Origin of the sequence: Ginsengibacter hankyongi (assembly GCF_008710285.1) — a bacterium.
Classification (GTDB): domain Bacteria; phylum Bacteroidota; class Bacteroidia; order Chitinophagales; family Chitinophagaceae; genus Ginsengibacter; species Ginsengibacter hankyongi.
In genome coordinates, this window is sequence record NZ_VYQF01000005.1 from 119,359 (window position 1) to 139,351 (window position 19,993).

The following is a 19,993-nucleotide window of genomic DNA, read 5'->3' on the forward strand; positions in this document are numbered from 1 at the left end:
GGCTCTAAAGCATCTTAAATTTCTTTATTGTTTCTTTAGGATCAACAGAATTAAAAATTGCATTTCCTGCAACCAATACATCAGCACCCGCATTTAAAATTTCCTTTGCATTTTGTAACGATACACCACCGTCAATTTCAATTTTTGCAGAAGAACCGGATTCTGTAATTAATTTTTTTAAGTCTTTAATTTTTTGAATTGAATAAGGAATGAATGATTGTGCACCAAACCCCGGGTTTACACTCATAAGGTTTACCAAATCAATATCAGCAATAATATCGTTAAGAAGAATAATAGGAGAATGAGGATTAATAGCCACACCGGCTTTCATGCCCAAAGATTTTATCTGCTGAATATTGCGATGCAAATTCGGGCACGCTTCCAGGTGAACCGTTAGTCCATCGGCACCGGCATCTTTAAATTCATCTGCATATTTTTCAGGTTCTAAAATCATTAGGTGTACGTCAAAAAATTTTGTTCCAACTTTTTTTAGTTGTTTAATTACATTCATCCCATAACTGATATTCGGGACGAACCTTCCATCCATAACGTCAAGATGAAACCAGTCAGCTTCGCTTTCATTAACTATTTTACAGGCATCGGCCAGGTGTAAAAAATCAGCAGCTAAAATCGATGGAGCAAGTATCATTTATTATAAATTAAGAATTATGAGTTTAAATATCAATTATTAGTTTTTCCCTGGAGTTTATTCAAGGCTTCCCGGGCTTCAATAAAATTTTTATCATATAAAAGCGCAGTCTGGTAGCTTTGAATGGCATCATCTTTTTTGCCAAGTTTTTCATAACATCTTCCCATCCAGTAATATCCTTCATCAAAATTATTTTGAACCGTCACAGCTCTTTTTAAAACTTCTAAAGCTTCTTCATATTTTTCTAAATCGTACAAAGCAATGGCTTTTTCACGATAAGAAAACATATAAGTGAAATCCATGTGGAGACTGCTGTCAAAATAATTAATGGCTTTAGTCTTATCATTATTGTAACTATAATATAATCCTTTTACAAACATTGCATCGGCGCCGGATTTTACCCTGTTTACTTTTAATAATCCATCTGCAATAATTAATGATTTTGGGTTTTTTACCTCAGCATAAATAGTTCCGAGTGCCACAAGATATTCCGGCATTGGATAAATATCTACAGCATGTTCCAAAGAATTTATTGCATTGAGTGTATCATCATTTTCAAAATGCAAAGTGGCTTTCATGTTCCATAGATAAGCATTATTGCTGTCTTTTTTTATCTGGTCATCAGTAAGCGTTAACGCAGAATCATAAGAACCTTCATTCCTGTATGCTTCAATTAAATCCTGTATTAATAAAAGAGAATCAGGGTATTTCTTTATTGCATTTTTTAAAGATTCCTTTGAGCTTCCGGAGAGGTCAGCTTGAACTTTGTCATTAGAGTTATTGTTACATGAAATAATTATGGTGAGGATAGTGCCACAGGCAATCTTTAAAATCGTTTTCATCATTTCGCAAATTTACTCTACTGAACATTCATTATTTCCCGCGGATAGAATTGCAAATATAAAGTTTGGCTAAATTGCAATGCATTTTTAAAAGATAGTATGATGAAAATTTTCATTTCATTAATAAGTTTGTTTTCCCTTGGTTTTTGTTTTCAACACAAAAATGATTTGCGTGAACCGTCAATTTATAAATCTGATACGCTTCAATATCCGGAAGAGCATCATTTTAAAAACCCTCGCCAGCTTACGTTTGGAGGTGATAATGCAGAAGCATATTTTAGTTTTGATGGAAAGTATGTGATCTTTCAGCGAACAGATCCAAAAAATGGTATTATGTGCGACCAGATTTGGATGGGAAAGATTCCTGAAAAAGCAGATGAGCCATTTACTCCAAAATTGGTGAGCACTGGTAAAGGTCGAACAACCTGTTCTTATTTTTATCCCGATGGAAAACATATTTTGTATGCATCAACTCATCTTGCTTCCAATGATTGTCCACCTGTTCCTGATAAAGAAAAAATGAAAAGATATATCTGGCCGGTGTATGAAAGCTTTGATATTTTTAAAGGAGATACTAACGGCAATATTATTCAACAGCTTACTCATACAAAAGGTTACGATGCAGAAGCAACCGTTTCGCCCAAAGGTGATAAAATTATATTTACGTCTATGCGTAATGGTGATCTTGATTTATATACAATGGATTTAGATGGGAAAAATATAAAGCAAATAACCAATACGCTTGGTTATGATGGCGGTGCCTGGTTTAGCCCTGATGGAACAAAAATTGTTTGGCGTGCCAGCAGGCCCAAAACAAAAGAAGAAATCGAGGATTATAAAAATTTGTTATCGCAAAGCCTGGTGGCGCCTACTTCAATGGAGGTATATGTTGCTAATGCTGACGGAAGTGATGCGCATCAAATTACATTTCTTGATAAAGCTAATTGGGCTCCCAACTTTACTCCGGACGGAAAGCATATTATTTTTTGCAGCAATCATGAGTATGCAAGAGGTTTTCCCTTTAATATGTATATAACGGATATAAATGGACAGGGACTCGAGAAAATAAGCAGGGATAAAGGTTTCGATGCATTCCCTATGTTTAGCCGTGATGGTAAAAAAATTCTTTTCAGCAGTAACCGTAATAATGGTGGCGGCCACGATACTAATGTTTTTATTGCTGATTGGGTGGAATGAAGAGTGATAAGTTTAAAGATTTGCTGCATTAACAATAAAAAATATTATTGCGTAGTAAACACATTAGTTTAATTCAATTACCTCACAATCTTTAATATCCTTTCCATCTATCGCAAACCTGATGATGGTTTTAATTTTGTGCCATCCCTGCTTACCTGCTGCACCTGGATTCATGTGTAAGCAACTTAGTTTTTCATCGTACATAATCTTTAGAATATGAGAGTGTCCGCTTATAAACAGTTGCGGGTGATGAATTAAAATTTCTTTTTTGGTCTCTGCGTTATAACGCGGCGGATAACCCCCGATATGCCGCATCATCACTTTTACTCCTTCACACATGAAGACTAACTGTTCAGGGTAAACGCTTCTTATATCATAGCCGTCTATATTTCCATAAACGCCGCGAAGTGGTTTAAGAGATTTAAGTTGATCTGCAATCACTGATGTTCCAAAATCACCCGCATGCCATATTTCATCGCAATCTTTGAAATGTTCCAAAACGGATGGATCAAGGAAATTATGTGTATCTGATATTAATCCGATCTTAGTCAAGATGTTCTATATAAGGCGTAAATTTACAAAGCAAATAATTGCCAATGCTTTTCTTTCGCAACTTTACTTATTATATTGATAAAAGAACCTGGAAGTATTTTTTTCTTTTGCTGGCCTTATGCAAGGGGTTTAGTTAACCTATTTTCTTAATTAACTAATTCACTATTAAACTAATTAACTAAGCATGCCACACTACCATAAATCAGGCTCAATTCCCCATAAACGCCATACACAGTTTCGTAAGCCGGATGGAGCATTATATTCAGAACAACTATTTTCAACCGAAGGTTTTTCTTCAGATTCTTCATTGCTTTATCACACACATCCGCCAACACAAATTATAAAAACGGATAAGCCATATTCTGTAATGCCCGAGATTGCAGAAGAGAAAATGCTGCAGCACCGTAGTTTCCAGGGATTTAATATAAAAGCTGAAAATGATTATTTAAAAAGCCGTAAGCCGGTATTGGTAAATAACGATTGCCATATTTCACTGGCCGCGCCTGCAAAGAGTATGGAAAAATATTTCTATAAAAATGCAGATGCAGATGAAATTATTTTTGTCCATGAGGGAAGTGGAAAATTAAAAACTCAATATGGTGAGTTAAGTTTTTCGTATGGTGATTACCTGGTAATTCCAAGAGGTTCTATTTGCCAGATTCAATTTGATACGAAAAATAACCGCCTCTTTATTGTAGAATCGTTTAGCCCTGTACGTTACCCTAAGAAATATTTGAGCAATTACGGCCAATTGCTTGAAAATTCCCCCTATTGCGAAAGAGATATCCGCCAGCCGGAGAATTTGCAAACTTTTGACATGAAAGGTGACTTTCTGATTATGACCAAAAAAAGCGGAATGATGTATGGTATTCATTACCTGCATCATCCTTTTGATGTTATTGGCTGGGATGGTTGTTGTTATCCCTTTGCTTTCTCTATTCATGATTTTGAGCCAATTACCGGCCGTGTACACCAGCCGCCGCCCGTGCACCTTACGTTTGAAGCGCATAATTTTGTTGTTTGTTCTTTTGTTCCCAGGATGTACGATTACCATCCTGAATCAATTCCTGCCCCCTACAACCACAGCAATATTGATAGTGATGAATTATTGTATTACGTTGATGGAGACTTTATGAGCAGGAAACATGTTACAAGAGGCATGATAACATTGCACCCTGGGGGAATTCCGCACGGGCCGCACCCCGGCGCTGTTGAGAAAAGCATTGGCATGAAAGAGACGAAAGAACTTGCTGTAATGGTTGATACTTTTCATCCCTTGCAATTAACAAAACAGGCGCTTGAAATTGAAGATGCAAATTATGTAATGAGTTGGGCGGAGTAGGGTTTAGCTAATTAGTTAACAGTTACATTACTTTAGAAAACCAGGTTATAGAATTCTCTATCAATAATCGAACAGGAAAATAATTTTAATTTTACCTAAATTGAGCAATAAAAAAATATAGTATGATAAAATTCCACGATTTAAAAGCCGGAGACTATGTACTTGCCGAAAGTGATGGGCAGGCCTGGGAAGGCGAAGTAACCGATTTTAACCACGACGAGAAAGAAATAAGTGTATACAACGGGGTTCAGGACTTTTGGTTTAAAAGTGAAGATTTGTACCCGCTGCCGCTTGATGAAAATCAATTAATGAAATTAAAATTTAAAAAACATGTGAACGACGATGGCACAGTGAAATATATGAAAGGGGCTTTTAGAATTCAAACTCCTCAACAGGATAATTTTTCAAATTTTGAAATATGGTATAGAGATGAAAAAAGAATTATGACTCAGCCAATTTCTGTTCACCAGTTGCAAAACCATTATCTTGAAATGACTAAGGTGCATTTAACTGATGAGATCATTTAGTTATAAAAGACTGGCGCTTACAATCTTTGTTTGCACGTTCACATTAGCAACAACCCCTAAGTAATTAAGGCTAACGAGCGTACTATTCTCAATTAATCCATACTTTTTTGCATAATAGCTATTTATGCTGGTAGTAAGGTCGGCAGAAGGAATAAGTGTGGATGAGATAGTAGCGGTGACGTGTATAACATCTGAATAGTTTTGGCTGTTTACGGTTCTTGAAACGCCTTTTTCAGCTATTTGATAGTTAAGTGTAACAGGAACAGGAATCGGTATTCCCGGTACAGTTACAGAAAGCGTTTGAGACCAACCAGTTCCCACATTCATATTATCTTTCAGGTAAAGTCTTTCAAATGCCGTCGTGCCAAGCCCGGCAGGCAGCGAATCATATTGATAATAGTCATTTCCGGAGATGTTAAGATATTGGTTATTACCGTTAGATACATTGTACACATGGTATGTTTTTCCGCTTATCGAACTGTCTTTTGTAGTGGAAGTAATTGTGTAATCAGTATTAACCGGTGTATTTCCTGAAGAATCGGCCTGGTGATAATGCCATGTACTGCCTGCGTCGGCGTTTACGTAAGTGTCCTGCCTTGATGGAGTAGGTGTGTCCGTGGTTTTTTTGCAGGAAAAGAAAATCAAAATAATAGCTGGAAATAGTAAGTTTTTTAGTTTCATATAGAGGATTTTTGTAGACTTGATGTAATATTAAGCCTTTTTTTGTAAAATTAAAATATTTAAACTTATCTTTGCGCTCCCAAAATCAATATGGCCAAACAAGCACTCATTAAACAAGACGGTACAATCCTGGAAGCCTTATCCAATGCGATGTTCAGGGTTAAGCTTGAAAACGGACACGAGATTTTGGCTACCATTTCGGGTAAAATGCGTATGCATTACATAAGAATTTTGCCGGGAGACAAGGTAGGAGTGGAAATGAGTCCTTACGATTTATCAAGAGGCCGCATCATATTCAGGTATAAATAAGGGTATTAAAAGCAAATAACTAAATAGTCATGAAAGTAAGGGCATCAATAAAAAAAAGAAGTGTTGATTGTAAGATCGTGAGGAGAAAAGGAAGATTGTACGTAATCAACAAAAAAAATCCCCGCTTTAAGCAGAGACAGGGATAATCTTTTAATAGGCTTGGGATGACAAATAATTCAAAATTAAAAATTACAGATTAGTATGGCTCGTATTGCCGGTATTGATTTACCAAAAAACAAAAGGGGAGAAATTGGTCTTACATATATATATGGAATAGGCCGTTCTACCGCCCGTTACATTTTAGATAAGGCAAATGTTAATCACGATAAGAAAGTGAATGAATGGAATGATGAAGAGCAGACCTCTATCCGTAATGTAATTAGTGGTGAATTTAAAACAGAAGGTGCATTAAGAAGTGAAGTTCAAACCAACATTAAGCGATTGCTTGATATTGCTTGCTATCGTGGTTTAAGGCATCGTAAAGGTTTACCATTGCGTGGGCAACGTACCCGCACCAACAGCCGTACCCGTAAAGGAAAACGCAAAACCGTGGCCGGTAAAAAGAAAGCGCCTAAGAAATAATTAATATTAATTTCTGCAAAGAAATTTTTTATAAGGCTTGTTTTTTCGAACTAAACCCGGATAACTAAAAGCCGGAAGGAGGGTGGTTCGATCCTGGTAAGATCAGGAAAATTTTTAAAGATTACCTATTTAATACAATTATGGCAAAAGCAACAAACGCAAAAGCTTCGAATGCTAAAACATCATCTAAAAAAAGAATTGTAAAAGTTGATCCATTCGGGGATGCTCACATCGTAGCAAGTTTCAACAACATTATTATTAGTTTAACCAACAAACAAGGCCAGGTAATTTCATGGTCATCTGCGGGTAAAATGGGCTTCAGGGGTTCTAAAAAGAATACCCCCTACGCAGCGCAAATGGCGGCTTCAGACGCAGCAAAAGTTGCATTGGATGCAGGTTTGAAAAGGGTTGATGTATTTGTAAAAGGACCAGGTTCAGGCCGTGAAGGTGCTATCAGGTCTCTTTCACAATCCGGCCTTGAAGTGGTTATGATTAAAGACGTGACTCCTTTACCACACAATGGTTGCAGGCCTCCTAAGAAGAGAAGAGTATAACAGTATATGATGTACGATGTTTGATGTATGATGTATCACATCACCTATCAAACATCAAACGTCGCACATATTTTAATAACCGGGTGTATCATTAATTTTTGATTTTTAATGATGATATACCGACACTAAAAAATCAATATATAAATTATGGCTCGGTACACAGGACCAAAAACAAAAATCTCCAGGATATTTGGAGAGCCCATTACAGGTAATGGAAAGTGGTTAACAAAAAACAGCAACCCTCCCGGAATGCACGGCGCAGCCCGTAAGCGTAAAAGCCTTGGAGAATATGCTTTACAGCTTCGCGAAAAGCAAAAAGCAAAATACACTTATGGTGTATTGGAAAAGCAATTCCGCAATACATTTACTGAGGCTTCACGCAGGAAGGGTGTAACGGGTGAAAATCTTATTAAACTATTGGAGGCTCGTTTGGACAACACAGTTTACCGCATGGGAATTGCTCCAAGCCGCCAGGCTGCAAGGCAGTTGGTTTCTCATAAACACATCACTGTCAACAACCAGGTAGTGAATATTCCATCGTACTCTCTCAATCCTGGTGATATTATCGGCCTAAAAGATAAGTCTGCTGATAATACTTCTATCACCGGAAACCTCAGGCCCAAAAATCCAAAGTTTAATTGGATTGAATGGAGCGAAGGCTCGATGAAAGGAACTTTTATAACTTACCCCGAAAGAGAAAGTGTTCCAGAAAATATTAAGGAACAACTTATAGTGGAATTGTACAGCAAGTAATAAGTTGTGATAACGAGTAGGAAAAACAGATCAAATAATTAAATCAAATCAAAACAAAATAAAAAATGGCCATTTTAAATTTTGTAAAGCCAGACAAAATCGTTCTCCAAAAAAGTAATGATTTTGAAGCACAATTCGAATTTCGTCCGTTAGAACCAGGCTATGGTGTAACCATTGGCAATGCTTTGCGCAGGGTATTGCTTAATTCATTAGAAGGTTATGCAATAGTTGGAATTAATATCGCAGGGGCAGATCACGAATTTGCAACAATTAAAGGCGTTACCGAAGACGTTACAGAAATTATTCTTAACCTGAAACAGGTTCGCTTTAAAAAGAAAGTTGACCAGGATGCAGGTACAGAGAAAATTAGTCTTTCATTAAAAAATAAATCAGAATTTACTGCCGGTATGATTGGAGATGCTTCTCCCTCTTACCAGGTAATGAACCCCGATTTACTTATTTGTACCATGGATACTTCTGCAAAGCTTGAAATTGAAATTACAATTGGCAAAGGCCGCGGATATGTTCCTGCAGAAGATAACAGGGAAAAAAGTTCTCATTTTGGTTATATTCCTGTTGATTCAATTTATACTCCCATTAAAAATGTAAAGTATAGCATCGAAAATACGAGGGTTGAACAAAGAACAGATTTTGAAAAATTAGTGATGGACGTTGTAACAGATGGTACAATTCATCCTGAAGAAGCGGTGAAGCAGGCATCAAGAATTTTAATTCAACATCTGATGATCATCACCGATGAAAATATAACTTTCGACAGCAAAGAAGAGAAGAAAGAAGATCTGGTTGATGAGCAAACTTTACAACTTCGCAAAGTATTGAAAACTCCATTGGAAGATTTGGATCTTTCTGTAAGAGCATTCAATTGTTTGAAAGCTGCGAAAATTAATTCATTAAGCGAACTGGTTCAGTACGAACAGGAAGACCTGATGAAATTCAGAAACTTTGGACAAAAATCTTTAAGTGAAATTGAGCAGGTGTTGAACGAAAGAGGACTTGGTTTTGGAATGGACCTTAGCAAGTTGAAATTAGACGACGAGTAATACATTATTTGAATGCTGAATGTCAAAGATTCAGCATTCTTCATTTATAACAAAGGTTATAATTCCTGACACGGTATAACCTATAAAACAAACAGTCATGCGTCACGGAGATAAAGGAAATAATTTAAGTAGAACAGCAAGCCATAGAAAGGCTTTGCTCAGCAACCTCGCCTGCCAGCTATTTCAGCATAAGAAAATAGTAACAACATTGGCAAAGGCAAAAGCATTGCGTCCATATGTTGAGCCTCTAATCACCAAATCAAAAGATAATACTACACACCAGCGTAGAATTGTTTTTAGTCATTTGCAGGACAAAGATGCGGTGAAAGAATTGTTCGATGTTATTAGCGCTAAGATTGCGTCCAGGCCTGGTGGTTATACCCGCGTTATTAAGTTGGGAAAAAGAGTAGGAGATAACGCAGAACTTGCTATGATTGAATTGGTAGATTACAACGAAATCTATGGTAAAGGAAAAGGCGAAACTGCGGGTACTGCAAAAAGAACAAGAAGAGCAGGTGGACGCAAAAAAGCCGGTTCAGAAAGTGCTGCGAAGGAAACAGTTGAAACCACCAAAGCTGAAGTTGTTGAAGAACCTAAAGCAAAAAGCGAGTCGAATAAACAGGATGATACTTCAGAATCAGCGGTAGAAGACGCTCAGTAAATTCTAATTGATTTTAGCATAAGTAATTTTTGAAGTGTCCCGTTTAGCGGGACATTTTTTTTAATAATCAAATCATAATTATTTCAATTGTTAGCAAATAAAATTATTATGCTTGATTTTTTTGCTCACATTTTCTTTTCTTTGCAAAACCTTTTTCATGTCTGAATCAAATTCCCCACAGCCCGCAGTTTTAATTTTAGAAGACGGAAATATTTTTCACGGAAAATCATTTGGAATGATTGGTAGCACCACTGGTGAAATTTGTTTTAATACAGGAATGACCGGTTACCAGGAAGTGTTTACTGATCCCAGTTATTATGGCCAGGTTATTATCATGAATAATGTGCATATAGGCAATTACGGAGTTAAAGATGCAGATGTCGAAAGCGACTCAGTAAAAGTTAAGGGTGTTATCGGACGAAATTTAGAACAGCAATATTCCAGGTTTGCTGCCAATAATTCTTTGCAGGAATATTTCGTTAAACAAAATATTGTTGCCATTGATGGAATAGATACCCGTGCATTGGTTATACATATACGTCAGCAGGGTGCGATGAACTGCATTATATCCAGCGATAATAATAATATTGAGGAACTAAAAAAGATGTTGACTGAAGTTCCTTCTATGAATGGACTCGACCTTGCTTCTACTGTTTCTACAAAAGAAACTTATACAGCAGGGGATGAAACAAGTAAAGTTCGTATCGCTGTCCTTGATTTTGGTATCAAAAAGAATATTTTGAATTGTATGGTGGAAAGAGGCGCTTACCTAAAAGTATTTAATGCGAATACAGAATTTAAAGAACTTGAAAAATTTTCACCGGATGGTTATTTTATAAGCAATGGACCGGGCGATCCTGAGCCTTTACATTATGCAGTAAAGACTATTAAAGATATTCTTCAATCAAAAAAACCTTTATTTGGAATTTGCCTTGGACAACAATTGCTGGCATTGGCAAATGATATTCCAACTTTTAAAATGCATCACGGCCACAGGGGATTAAACCACCCGGTGAAAAATATAATTACCGGTAAATGTGAAATAACAACCCAGAATCACGGCTTTGGCGTAGACGCAGATGCAGTGAGAGCATCAAAAAATATTGAAATCACGCATATTAATCTTGATGATAATTCAATTGAAGGCATTCGCTTAAAAGACAGGCCTGCTTTCTCTGTTCAGTATCACCCGGAATCTACACCTGGCCCGCATGATAGCAGGTATTTATTTGACGAATTTTTTGGAATGATAATGGATAGGTAGGTAATTGGTTGACTGGTTAATTCGTTAACTCTTGTAATAAAATTCTTGTATAAAATTTGTGTTATGAAAATAGCAATCATAAACGGGCCTAATCTCAATTTGATCGGTACAAGGGAGACAGATATATATGGCGGGGAAACTTTTGAACATTATTTTGAGAAGTTGAGGAAGAAATATGAGAGGATCGATTTCGATTATTTTCAAAGTAATGTAGAAGGTGAATTAATAAACGAAATACAAAGTGCCGCACAAAAAATGGATGGTATTATTTTAAATGCAGGCGCATACACGCATACTTCAATTGCAATTGGCGATGCAGTTGCGGCGGTAAAAATACCTGTTGTTGAAGTTCATATTTCAAATATTGAAGCAAGAGAAGAATTCAGAAAATACTCTCATATTTCTGCTAAATGTGCCGGAACAATTTTTGGATTTGGATTGAAAGGGTATTTGCTGGCTGTTGAATCTTTTTTGAATTAAAGGTATCATTATCATATTTTACGTTAGTCAACTTATGGCATTAATAATGCTCATTCTTTGCCTGCCCACTCTTTATAGAACTGCGCCAGGAAAATTTCCATAAAATGATGTCTTTCTTCTGCTAATTTTTTTCCGGTTTCGGTATTCATCTTTTCTTTTAACAGCAATAATTTTTCATAAAAATGATTAATAGTGGGAGCCTTGCTGTTCTTATATTCATCTTTGGTCATTTGCAGATCCGGCAAAATAGCAGGGTTATAAATTTCCCTGTTTTTATATCCTCCATAATTAAAAGCTCTTGCGATACCAATTGCTCCAATTGCGTCTAAACGGTCTGCATCCTGCACCACTGCTAATTCCGGCGAACAAAAATTATTTGTAAAGTTTCCTCCTTTAAAAGAGATGTTCCTGATTATGCTTTCAACGTGGTTAATAATTTCTGCGTCTATGGGAAAACTATTTAGAAATTCTTTTGCTTTCCTGGGACCGATAGTTTCATCTCCGGCATAAAATTTTGCATCAGCTATGTCATGTAATAATGCAGCAAGCTCTACAATAAAAATATTTACCCGTTCGGTTAGCGCAATCAATTTCGCATTTGTCCATACCCTTTCAATATGCCACCAGTCATGTCCGCCTTCGGCACCCTGCAATTCTTTCTTTACGAATGCTATTGTACAATTAATTATTTCTTCATTGCTCATCTTATAAATATCGCAGCTATTTTATTATTCTTTTTGTTCTTTTTTTAATGCTGTCAATTATGGGTAATGCATCCGGTGTAAGATCAAAATAGATAATGGCACCGCCATACAATACAATAAAAACGCTGCTTTTTAATACCATTGCCAGAAAGCCATGAAAACTTATAAATGTATAATAGCAGGCATAAAAACAAACAATAGCTATAATAATTGAATAAAGAGTTTTATAACTAAAAGGATGCATCTTAAATTTTCTTTGTAAAAAAATAATCCTGATAAAATTATAAATCGTAAACGAAATTACGTTTGAATAACCAGCCCCAATAATGCCAAAATGTTTTACCAATAAATAACTGAGTGGGGTAATGAGCATGAATAAAATAATTCCGCTGATAAGTTCAAATCTCCAGAAAACAGATGTGCCGATAATTTGTGCATTTACGCCCGTACCTAAATCGATAATGCGGGCCATGCCCAGGAAAAAAAATATCCATTGCGATTCAAGATATTGCGGCTTAAGGCCAAAGGTTGTTACTGCGTCGGTATAATTGAGCCATACCACTACAAAAATTCCCAGCGATGCTATAAGCAAATTGATGCCTGACCTTTGATAAATGAGGCTGATTTTATTATAATCTTTGTCCTTCCATGCTTTGGAAAGGATGGGTATGGAAGCCGCAATAGCGCCTCGTTGCGGTGCTTGTACCAGTCCGGCCACCACGCTTCCTAATGTATAAATCCCTGCTGAAGTTGTTCCCAATACAGACATGATAACCAGTGTGTCAATAAACTGTGCTATCATTAAAACTGTTCCGCCAACGTAAATAAGCGAGGCTAAAGAAATTATTTTTTTATAAAACTTTTTGGTAACGCGGCTAACCGTAAACGTTAGATATAGCTCTTTTTTAGATACCAGGTAAATTAAGAGAACTGCGGCAACAACTCCATAGGTTAAGGCATATAATTTTATAAAAAGATCAAAGCTGTTAATGAGCTTAAAACTAAGCAGGAAGATAAGAATCGTTGTAAGCAGCCTGAAAAGAAGCTCTCTTAAGAAAGTTGTAAAAATTGATTTGCGGATATTCCATGCAAAAACTTCAAATATAGAATACAATAAAAGCGACAGGCCAAATGGGAAAACCCAAAAATAATATTGAACAAATTCCGGTGAGTGGGCCCCGAATTTTCTTATTACAAGGTCTTTAAAAATAATACCTGCGAGAATTACAAAAGCAAACCCAACTAAACTTAGTATCAGCGCCCACGTTAAAAGATCATTTTTCTTTTTAGGGAGGTTGTCATTATAATAAGGATAAAACTTATAAATAACCGAAATCATTCCCATGTTGGCAAATGCAAACATAAGATTTCCTACTGCAATAAAAATTCCGGTTAACCCATACTGCGATGGTGTAAATGGCGAGCCATGCCTTGTAAAAAGGTACGTGTTAATAAAGCCAATAAAGAAACCTGCGTAAACAAAAACCGTTGAGATGATACTTTGCCTTCGTATCTGAGACATAGATGAATTTAAGCCGCTAAATTATTTTAATTAATTTGATTTGTATAGATATAAAAATTTTCATCCACTTTTAATTGTGTAATGTTCATTTTTAGTTGTTGCATTTTCTCTTTTGGATAAATAAATTTCAGCTTTCCCTTTGCATCATAAATTTTCAATGGCATATTAAAACCGGGAACAACATTCGTCCAGCGGTAAGAAAGTAGGCCATTGTTTATTTTATATGTCAATGTTGGAATTTTTATAGTTCTCAAATATTGATCAAATACTTTCGAAAAATTTATTTTAAATTTTTTGCTGATATACGCTTCAATTTGCCTGCTGGTAACCGTTTGATGATAAAATGTTTTATTTAGTCCCCTTAAAATATTTCTGAAAAGTGTATCATCATTAATTACCTGCCTTATCGTATGAAGCATATTGGCAGCCTTGTAATAAATGTCTATTGGCCCATCTGCGTTTACACCATACGGTGAGATAATAGGTTTTTTGTTTTCAATATTTTTTCTAATGCCAATTACATACTTATCCGCAGCTTCTTTCCCGAACCAATATTCAGTAAAAAGGGTTTCGCTATAGTTGGTAAATCCTTCGTGTATCCAGCTATCAGCAATATCTTTTGATGTGATGTTATTTCCGAACCATTCGTGCCCGCTTTCATGTACAATTATAAAATCCCATTTCATTCCAACGCCTGTTCCTGAAAGATCCATTCCATGATAGCCATTTAAATATCCGTTTCCATATGCAACAGCGCTTTGGTGCTCCATACCGAGATAAGGAGCATCAATTAGCTTATAACCATCTTCATAAAAAGGGTAGGGGCCAAACCAATATTCAAATGCCTTCATCATGCGGTGCACTTCTTTAAATTGTTTTTTTGCTTTGGTAAGGTTTGAATCAAGCACCCAATAATCCAATGTAAGATTTCCTTTTTCACCTTTATAAATTTCTCCGAAGTGTGTGTATTTTCCCAAGTAAGGAATAAGATCATAATTGTTGATGGGGTTCACTACCGCCCAAGTTGTTGTAGTTGTGCCGTCATTATTATTGATCTCGCCTCTCATTCTTCCATTGCTTATGGCAACTAAATCAGAAGGAGCAGTAATGTGCATTTCAGCGCTGTCGGGTTCATCGCCCTGGTAATCTTTGCAGGGATACCAAACACTTGCTCCCAATCCCTGGCAGGCAATACTTATCCATGGATTACCCTGTTTATCTCTTGCCCACACTATGCCTCCATCCCATGGAGCTTTTTTAGAGATGCGAGGTTTGCCATGATAGTAAATAAACAGGGTTCCAATATTATAAATATTTAGTGTGTCGTTTAATGAAATAAAATAAACATTCCCTTCCTTTATAATATTGTTGAGGAGTTTTGGATACCGCATACCGACCGTTCTTTTTGATCCCGGCTTTCGATACTCCTCCTTGATTTTAATACTATCAATTATCATTGCCTCTTGCAAGTCTATTTGCATAATCGAGCCCGGTTTTAAAACCTTAAATGAAATTTCATTATATCCACTTATCGAACTATCCTCCAAATTAAATTTTACATGCAAATCATATTTTGTAGCATCCCACCATACTCTTCCAGGGCCATTGCTGCCCCGCGATGTATCAGCGTGTGTATAGGGCTGGGCAGAAGAGTTAAAAAAAAGGTGTACTAAACAAAATAGTGCTACTGTCTTTTTCATTTACTAAATTTATTTTTTCTAAAACAAAGATGACGTTAAAAAATCAAATGCCTCCGCCTCTTATAAAATTTGTAAACAGGAATTTGCGGTTTATTTTACCGGTAATTTTTTTATTTGCGTTTACCTCCTGCCAACATCATAAAAAAAATAAAAATATTTTTCATTATAATGAACAATCCGGTATTGCCACACTCGATCCTGCCTTTGCAAAAAACCAATCGATCATGTGGGCAGTACATCAAATTTATAATACCTTAATTCAAACAGATGACAGCCTTAATTTAATTCCATCTCTTGCAAAAAGCTGGGACATATCTAACGACAATCTCACATTTATTTTTCATTTACGTAACGATGTATTTTTTCATGACAATGATGCCTTTCCCAATGGCAAAGGAAGAAAGATGACGGCACAGGATGTGGTCTATAGTTTCAGCCGCATTATCGATGTAAATACTGCCAGCAGCGGCGCATGGATTTTTAACAGCCGGGTAGATTCATTACATCCTTTTAAAGCTCTTGATGATACTACGTTTCAATTAAAATTAGCTGCCCCTTTCCATCCCATTCTTGGTATTTTAAGCATGCAATATTGTTCCATTGTTCCTAAGGAAGTTGTTGAAAAGTATGGAAAAGATTTTCGGAGGCATCCCTGTGGAACCGGGCCTTTTCAATTTGTTGCATGGGAAGAAGGCCAGGCTTTGATCCTTAAAAAAAATCCCAACTACTTTGAAAAAGATAGCACCGGAAACCGCTTACCTTATCTTGATGGAATTAAAGTTTCTTTTTTTGAAAATAAAGCAACCGAGTTCTTGGAATTTCAACAAGGCAGGCTCGATTTTATTAATGATATTGATGCATCATTTAAGGATGAAGTTATAACCAAAGAAGGAGCCTTGCGTAAAGAATGGGTTGGTAAGATAATACTTGTTACACATCCATATCTTAATATCGAATACCTCGGAATATTAAATGATACTTCTCTTGACATTGTAAAAAACTCACCGCTTAAAAATGTGAAAGTGAGGCAGGCGATTAATTATGGATTTAACCGCCGGAAGATGATGTTGTATATTCGTAATTCTATAGGCATTCCCGCAGAAAGCGGGTTTATTCCTGCGGGCCTCCCTTCTTTTGATTCTACTGCGGTTATCGGCTACCGTTATAACCCGGCTAAAGCCCTTCAATTGTTGAAAGAAGCTGGTTATCCAAATGGCGTTGGGTTGCCTGTTATAAAGCTCCTTACCATACCGGTGTACGCGGAGTTTGCAACTTATATAGCCAGCGAACTACAACAAATAGGAATTAGAATCCAGGTGGAAACAATACAAAAGGGTCTGTTGCTGGAAGAAACTGCTAAATCTGATGCATTATTTTTCAGAGGTAGCTGGATTGCCGACTACCCGGATGCAGAAAATTACCTTAGTGTTTTTTATGGAAAAAATCCCGCGCCGCCAAATTATACCCGTTATAAAAATTCGGCTTTTGATAAATTATATGAGCAGTCACTGGCAGAAAAAAACGATTCCATAAGAATAAAAATTAATCAACGTGCTGATCAACTGATGATAAAAGATGCACCTGTAGTTCCTCTGTGGTACGATATGGTGATTCGGCTGGTACAGCCTTATGTTAAAAATTTCACACCTAATAGTCTTAACCTGTTAGAACTTAGGAAAGTAAGATTAGCGAATTAATTTGTTTATAAGTTAAAAGTGCGGATAATCCCGCCGTTACCGATAATTAAGCTTAGATTACAGCATTCTTCTACTATTTAATTTTCTCAAATGTTTTTTGTTTTGTGCTTCTTTTTTATTCATTGGTTCCTTTCATTATTTTTTCATTCATTTTTTCTGCACAGGTATGCTTCTCATCAAATGTACACCACCACAAAAAGATGGGAGAAGATCTTTTATTTTATGACGTTTGTTACGCAGGGATCGTCTTTTCTTGTACCACGGGCTTACGCGATAATGCACAGGATGCATCATAAATACAGCGATACGAAAAAGGATCCGCATTCACCACATTTCTTTCGGGATATCTGGCAAATGATGTGGCATACGTATAAGCTTTTCGAACAGTTTCACTCAGGCAAAAAGGTGCCCGATGCCCAGTTCACACAAGAATATATTCCCAGTTGGGATCGCCTGGATAAGTTAGGAAACCATATGATTACAAGAATTTTGTTCGCTTTGTCCTACACTGCATTTTATATAATCTTTGCCCCAAGTCTCTGGTGGTTTCTTTTGCTCCCGGTTCATTTTTTTATGGGGCCTGTTCAGGGCGCTATTGTAAATTGGTTTGGCCACAAGCTGGGTTATGCGAATTACAGTAATGGTGATCACTCCAGAAATACCACACCGTGGGGCTTGATTATGATGGGAGAATTATTTCAAAATAATCATCATTATAAAAAGTACGATCCAAATTTTGCAAGAAAGTGGTATGAGTTTGATGGAACTTTTATCATTATGACAGGTCTCCAGCATTATGGAATAATTAAATTAAAACCCTTACCTGCTTGAGGAAGCTTTCCTTCAAACACAATAAATAAATAATACAACAACACAAACCAATACATTCCAATGTCCTCAAAAATACGATTTGCTAAAACAGGTGATCCTGATTTTTACTCAACGCTCAATAAAAGAGTAGATGAATATTTTACCGATAATAAATTATCTAAAAACGCCAACTGGGTTATGGTGTTTAAAACATTTTTTTATTTAGGAATTTTTACCGCCGCATACCTGCTACTTATTTTAGGAACAAACAGTATTGCGATGCAATTTATTTTGTGGATTGTAATTGGCTTTTTCACTGCGTTTATAGGCCTTAATATTTCGCATGATGCAATACATGGTTCATTATCTCGGCATAAAAGAATTAATAAAATTTTAAGCTATACTTTTAATATTATTGGAGCAAATGCTTACCTGTGGGGCATCATGCACAATATTGTTCATCATACCTATACTAACATTGAAGGCCATGATGAAGATATTGAATCAGTTCCTTTGTTAAGAATATGCCCTCACCAAAAATTAATGAAAATACATCGCCATCAATATTGGTATGCATTTTTATTCTATGGTTTTGGTTCTCTTACCTGGGTTTTTATTAAAGACTATGTAAAGTTCTTTAAAAAGAAAATCGGTAATTATGAAAACAAGAAACACCCGCCGATAGAATATTTTAATTTATTCTTTTTTAAAGCCGTTTACTACACCATCTTTCTTGTGTTGCCGCTTATATTTATCCAGGCCGCATGGTGGCAAATACTGCTCGGGTTTTTTGCTTTGCATTTTTTCGAAGGAATTACAATGGCAGTTATTTTTATGTTGGCACACGTGGTGGAGGAAACTAATTTTCCATTGCCAAACGAAAAAGGAAATATCGAAAATAGCTGGGCAGTTCACCAATTATATACAACGGCCGATTTTGGAAGAGAAAATAATGTTTTAAGCTTCTTCTGTGGTGGATTAAACTTTCAGGTAGAGCATCATTTATATCCGCGTATTTGCCATGTGCATTATAAGCCCATTTCAAATATTGTCAAACGAACAGCAGAAGAATATAACCTTCGTTATAATTCGAATCATTCATTCAGGGGTGCAATAAGATCTCACATCCGCTTATTAAAAAGATTAGGGAGAAAAGAATTGGTTACTGTGCCGGCGGCATAATAACGCAGTTTATATTTTTTCAAACACCAGCCTGAAGTGATCCATCGTTTCGTTTTCGAAACATATTTTATTAGGACTTATTTTAAACACTTCTACCTGGTGGCGAAATTCCTTATCAAATAAAAATTTAGGAATAAGCGAAGCATACAGTGCATATTTTTTCAAATTAAATTTCCTGAATTTAATGCGCCACCTTTTAATAGTTTCAATATAATCGAGCCTGCCACTGCTTTTAGAAATTAGCTTGAAATAAGGCGCCGCATTTTTTACTACCTGGTTTTCTCCATAAGGCAGCCACGACCCGGGAAATTGTTTTACCATTAAAGCCATTGCATAAGAAGGAGAATCTTTTGGAGCATCTACACTTACTTCTTCGAGCGGCATCATATTCTTACTAAATACCATTGTTTGCATATAGAATCTCCCACCCGGTGGTAACAGGTCATTTAATTCTTTAAAAAAATTGTGATATACTTCATCTTGTTTTCCATCTTTATATTCTTCAATAGAACAGAAATGCTCTAATCCGCCGATACAGGTTATCGCGTCAAAGGTTCCAAAATTTTCAGGGGTTATTCTCCTGCAGTCCATCACCTGTACATCCAGTCCGTTCTTAACGCATGCTGCTGCCTGTCCTGACGATAATGTAACACCCATTGCATTTGCCCCACGCCCTTTTATGTACGTCAGGAACGGGCCCCAGCCACAGGCCATATCTAAAACTTTTGTCTTATCTTTTATGCCAAGGCTGTCGGCAATGAATTTGTGTTTATTTTTTTGAGCTTCTTCAATAGTCATGGAAAAATCGCCATTAAACATTGCACCGCTGTAGTCAGCACTTTCACCCATGCTTAAACGAAATATTTCATCAATAGTCGTGTATGTAAAATCAAGATCATTTTTAGTTGCCATTAAGAAATATTT

The 19,993-nt window shown here is 36.3% G+C and carries 23 protein-coding genes; 15 read left to right on the forward strand and 8 right to left on the reverse strand.

The window, feature by feature from the left end:
- Positions 1 to 4: 4 nt before the first annotated feature.
- Together rpe and FW778_RS16410 are read right to left on the reverse strand one after the other, a co-directional pair.
- Positions 5 to 649, reverse strand: a complete 645-nt coding sequence (gene rpe, locus FW778_RS16405; RefSeq protein WP_150415907.1) for a ribulose-phosphate 3-epimerase — start codon at positions 647 to 649, stop codon at positions 5 to 7.
- Between the two features lie 32 nt (positions 650 to 681).
- Positions 682 to 1,494, reverse strand: coding sequence for a tetratricopeptide repeat protein (locus FW778_RS16410; RefSeq protein WP_150415908.1), 813 nt, complete (start codon positions 1,492 to 1,494; stop codon positions 682 to 684).
- A 96-nt stretch (positions 1,495 to 1,590) separates the two neighbouring features.
- Here FW778_RS16410 and FW778_RS16415 point away from each other — a divergent pair, with 96 nt between their 5' ends.
- Positions 1,591 to 2,688 carry a TolB family protein gene (locus FW778_RS16415; protein WP_150415909.1) on the forward strand — a complete coding sequence of 366 codons (1,098 nt, stop codon included), beginning with the start codon at positions 1,591 to 1,593 and terminating at the stop codon, positions 2,686 to 2,688.
- Between the two features lie 63 nt (positions 2,689 to 2,751).
- Here FW778_RS16415 and FW778_RS16420 read toward each other — a convergent pair whose 3' ends face one another.
- Positions 2,752 to 3,240 carry a metallophosphoesterase family protein gene (locus tag FW778_RS16420; RefSeq protein ID WP_150415910.1) on the reverse strand — a complete coding sequence of 163 codons (489 nt, stop codon included), beginning with the start codon at positions 3,238 to 3,240 and terminating at the stop codon, positions 2,752 to 2,754.
- 184 nt (positions 3,241 to 3,424) lie between these two features.
- Between FW778_RS16420 and FW778_RS16425 the strand changes: the two genes are divergently transcribed.
- Positions 3,425 to 4,582: a homogentisate 1,2-dioxygenase gene (locus FW778_RS16425; RefSeq protein ID WP_150415911.1), complete on the forward strand. Its 1,158-nt coding sequence runs from the start codon at positions 3,425 to 3,427 to the stop codon at positions 4,580 to 4,582.
- Between the two features lie 122 nt (positions 4,583 to 4,704).
- Entirely contained in the window at positions 4,705 to 5,109 is a 405-nt protein-coding gene (locus tag FW778_RS16430; protein WP_150415912.1) for a hypothetical protein, read from the forward strand.
- On the opposite strand, the gene FW778_RS16435 is transcribed toward FW778_RS16430, so the two are convergent.
- Positions 5,110 to 5,790: a hypothetical protein gene (locus FW778_RS16435; RefSeq protein WP_150415913.1), complete on the reverse strand. Its 681-nt coding sequence runs from the start codon at positions 5,788 to 5,790 to the stop codon at positions 5,110 to 5,112.
- A gap of 90 nt (positions 5,791 to 5,880) precedes the next feature.
- On the opposite strand from FW778_RS16435, the gene infA reads away from it, so the two are divergent.
- The 9 genes from infA to aroQ all read left to right on the forward strand — a co-directional run bounded on the left by infA (position 5,881) and on the right by aroQ (position 11,454).
- A complete protein-coding gene (infA, locus tag FW778_RS16440; RefSeq protein WP_150415914.1) occupies positions 5,881 to 6,099 on the forward strand; it encodes a translation initiation factor IF-1 in 219 nt (72 codons plus the stop codon).
- A gap of 29 nt (positions 6,100 to 6,128) precedes the next feature.
- On the forward strand, positions 6,129 to 6,245 hold the full coding sequence (gene ykgO, locus FW778_RS16445) for a type B 50S ribosomal protein L36 (protein ID WP_083243899.1): 117 nt from the start codon (positions 6,129 to 6,131) through the stop codon (positions 6,243 to 6,245).
- A gap of 55 nt (positions 6,246 to 6,300) precedes the next feature.
- A complete protein-coding gene (rpsM, locus tag FW778_RS16450; RefSeq protein WP_150415915.1) occupies positions 6,301 to 6,681 on the forward strand; it encodes a 30S ribosomal protein S13 in 381 nt (126 codons plus the stop codon).
- Positions 6,682 to 6,821: 140 nt separating this feature from the next.
- On the forward strand, positions 6,822 to 7,235 hold the full coding sequence (gene rpsK / locus FW778_RS16455) for a 30S ribosomal protein S11 (protein WP_150415916.1): 414 nt from the start codon (positions 6,822 to 6,824) through the stop codon (positions 7,233 to 7,235).
- 147 nt (positions 7,236 to 7,382) lie between these two features.
- Positions 7,383 to 7,988: a 30S ribosomal protein S4 gene (gene rpsD / locus FW778_RS16460; protein ID WP_150415917.1), complete on the forward strand. Its 606-nt coding sequence runs from the start codon at positions 7,383 to 7,385 to the stop codon at positions 7,986 to 7,988.
- Between the two features lie 65 nt (positions 7,989 to 8,053).
- Positions 8,054 to 9,049 carry a DNA-directed RNA polymerase subunit alpha gene (locus tag FW778_RS16465; RefSeq protein WP_150415918.1) on the forward strand — a complete coding sequence of 332 codons (996 nt, stop codon included), beginning with the start codon at positions 8,054 to 8,056 and terminating at the stop codon, positions 9,047 to 9,049.
- A gap of 97 nt (positions 9,050 to 9,146) precedes the next feature.
- Complete coding sequence (gene rplQ / locus FW778_RS23825; RefSeq protein WP_150415919.1) at positions 9,147 to 9,710, forward strand: 50S ribosomal protein L17; 564 nt, start codon at positions 9,147 to 9,149, stop codon at positions 9,708 to 9,710.
- A 157-nt stretch (positions 9,711 to 9,867) separates the two neighbouring features.
- A complete protein-coding gene (gene carA, locus FW778_RS16475) occupies positions 9,868 to 10,974 on the forward strand; it encodes a glutamine-hydrolyzing carbamoyl-phosphate synthase small subunit (protein ID WP_150415920.1) in 1,107 nt (368 codons plus the stop codon).
- Positions 10,975 to 11,037: 63 nt separating this feature from the next.
- Positions 11,038 to 11,454 (forward strand): type II 3-dehydroquinate dehydratase, encoded by a 417-nt coding sequence (gene aroQ, locus FW778_RS16480; RefSeq protein WP_150415921.1) that lies wholly within the window; start codon positions 11,038 to 11,040, stop codon positions 11,452 to 11,454.
- A 50-nt stretch (positions 11,455 to 11,504) separates the two neighbouring features.
- Here the strand turns inward: aroQ and FW778_RS16485 are convergent, their stop codons facing one another.
- Genes FW778_RS16485 through FW778_RS16495 form a run of 3 tightly spaced genes read right to left on the reverse strand, consistent with a single transcriptional unit; the run spans position 11,505 to position 15,380 of the window.
- A complete protein-coding gene (locus FW778_RS16485) occupies positions 11,505 to 12,158 on the reverse strand; it encodes an HD domain-containing protein (protein ID WP_150415922.1) in 654 nt (217 codons plus the stop codon).
- Positions 12,159 to 12,174: 16 nt separating this feature from the next.
- Positions 12,175 to 13,680, reverse strand: coding sequence for a polysaccharide biosynthesis C-terminal domain-containing protein (locus FW778_RS16490; RefSeq protein ID WP_150415923.1), 1,506 nt, complete (start codon positions 13,678 to 13,680; stop codon positions 12,175 to 12,177).
- 26 nt (positions 13,681 to 13,706) lie between these two features.
- On the reverse strand, positions 13,707 to 15,380 hold the full coding sequence (locus FW778_RS16495; RefSeq protein WP_150415924.1) for a M1 family metallopeptidase: 1,674 nt from the start codon (positions 15,378 to 15,380) through the stop codon (positions 13,707 to 13,709).
- A gap of 47 nt (positions 15,381 to 15,427) precedes the next feature.
- Here FW778_RS16495 and FW778_RS16500 point away from each other — a divergent pair, with 47 nt between their 5' ends.
- The 3 genes from FW778_RS16500 to FW778_RS16510 all read left to right on the forward strand — a co-directional run bounded on the left by FW778_RS16500 (position 15,428) and on the right by FW778_RS16510 (position 19,069).
- On the forward strand, positions 15,428 to 17,077 hold the full coding sequence (locus FW778_RS16500) for an ABC transporter substrate-binding protein (protein ID WP_150415925.1): 1,650 nt from the start codon (positions 15,428 to 15,430) through the stop codon (positions 17,075 to 17,077).
- Positions 17,078 to 17,167: 90 nt separating this feature from the next.
- Positions 17,168 to 17,908, forward strand: a complete 741-nt coding sequence (locus FW778_RS16505; protein ID WP_150415926.1) for a fatty acid desaturase — start codon at positions 17,168 to 17,170, stop codon at positions 17,906 to 17,908.
- 60 nt (positions 17,909 to 17,968) lie between these two features.
- Positions 17,969 to 19,069, forward strand: a complete 1,101-nt coding sequence (locus tag FW778_RS16510; protein ID WP_150415927.1) for a fatty acid desaturase family protein — start codon at positions 17,969 to 17,971, stop codon at positions 19,067 to 19,069.
- 9 nt (positions 19,070 to 19,078) lie between these two features.
- Here FW778_RS16510 and FW778_RS16515 read toward each other — a convergent pair whose 3' ends face one another.
- Positions 19,079 to 19,981 (reverse strand): SAM-dependent methyltransferase, encoded by a 903-nt coding sequence (locus FW778_RS16515; RefSeq protein ID WP_150415928.1) that lies wholly within the window; start codon positions 19,979 to 19,981, stop codon positions 19,079 to 19,081.
- Positions 19,982 to 19,993: the final 12 nt, after the last annotated feature.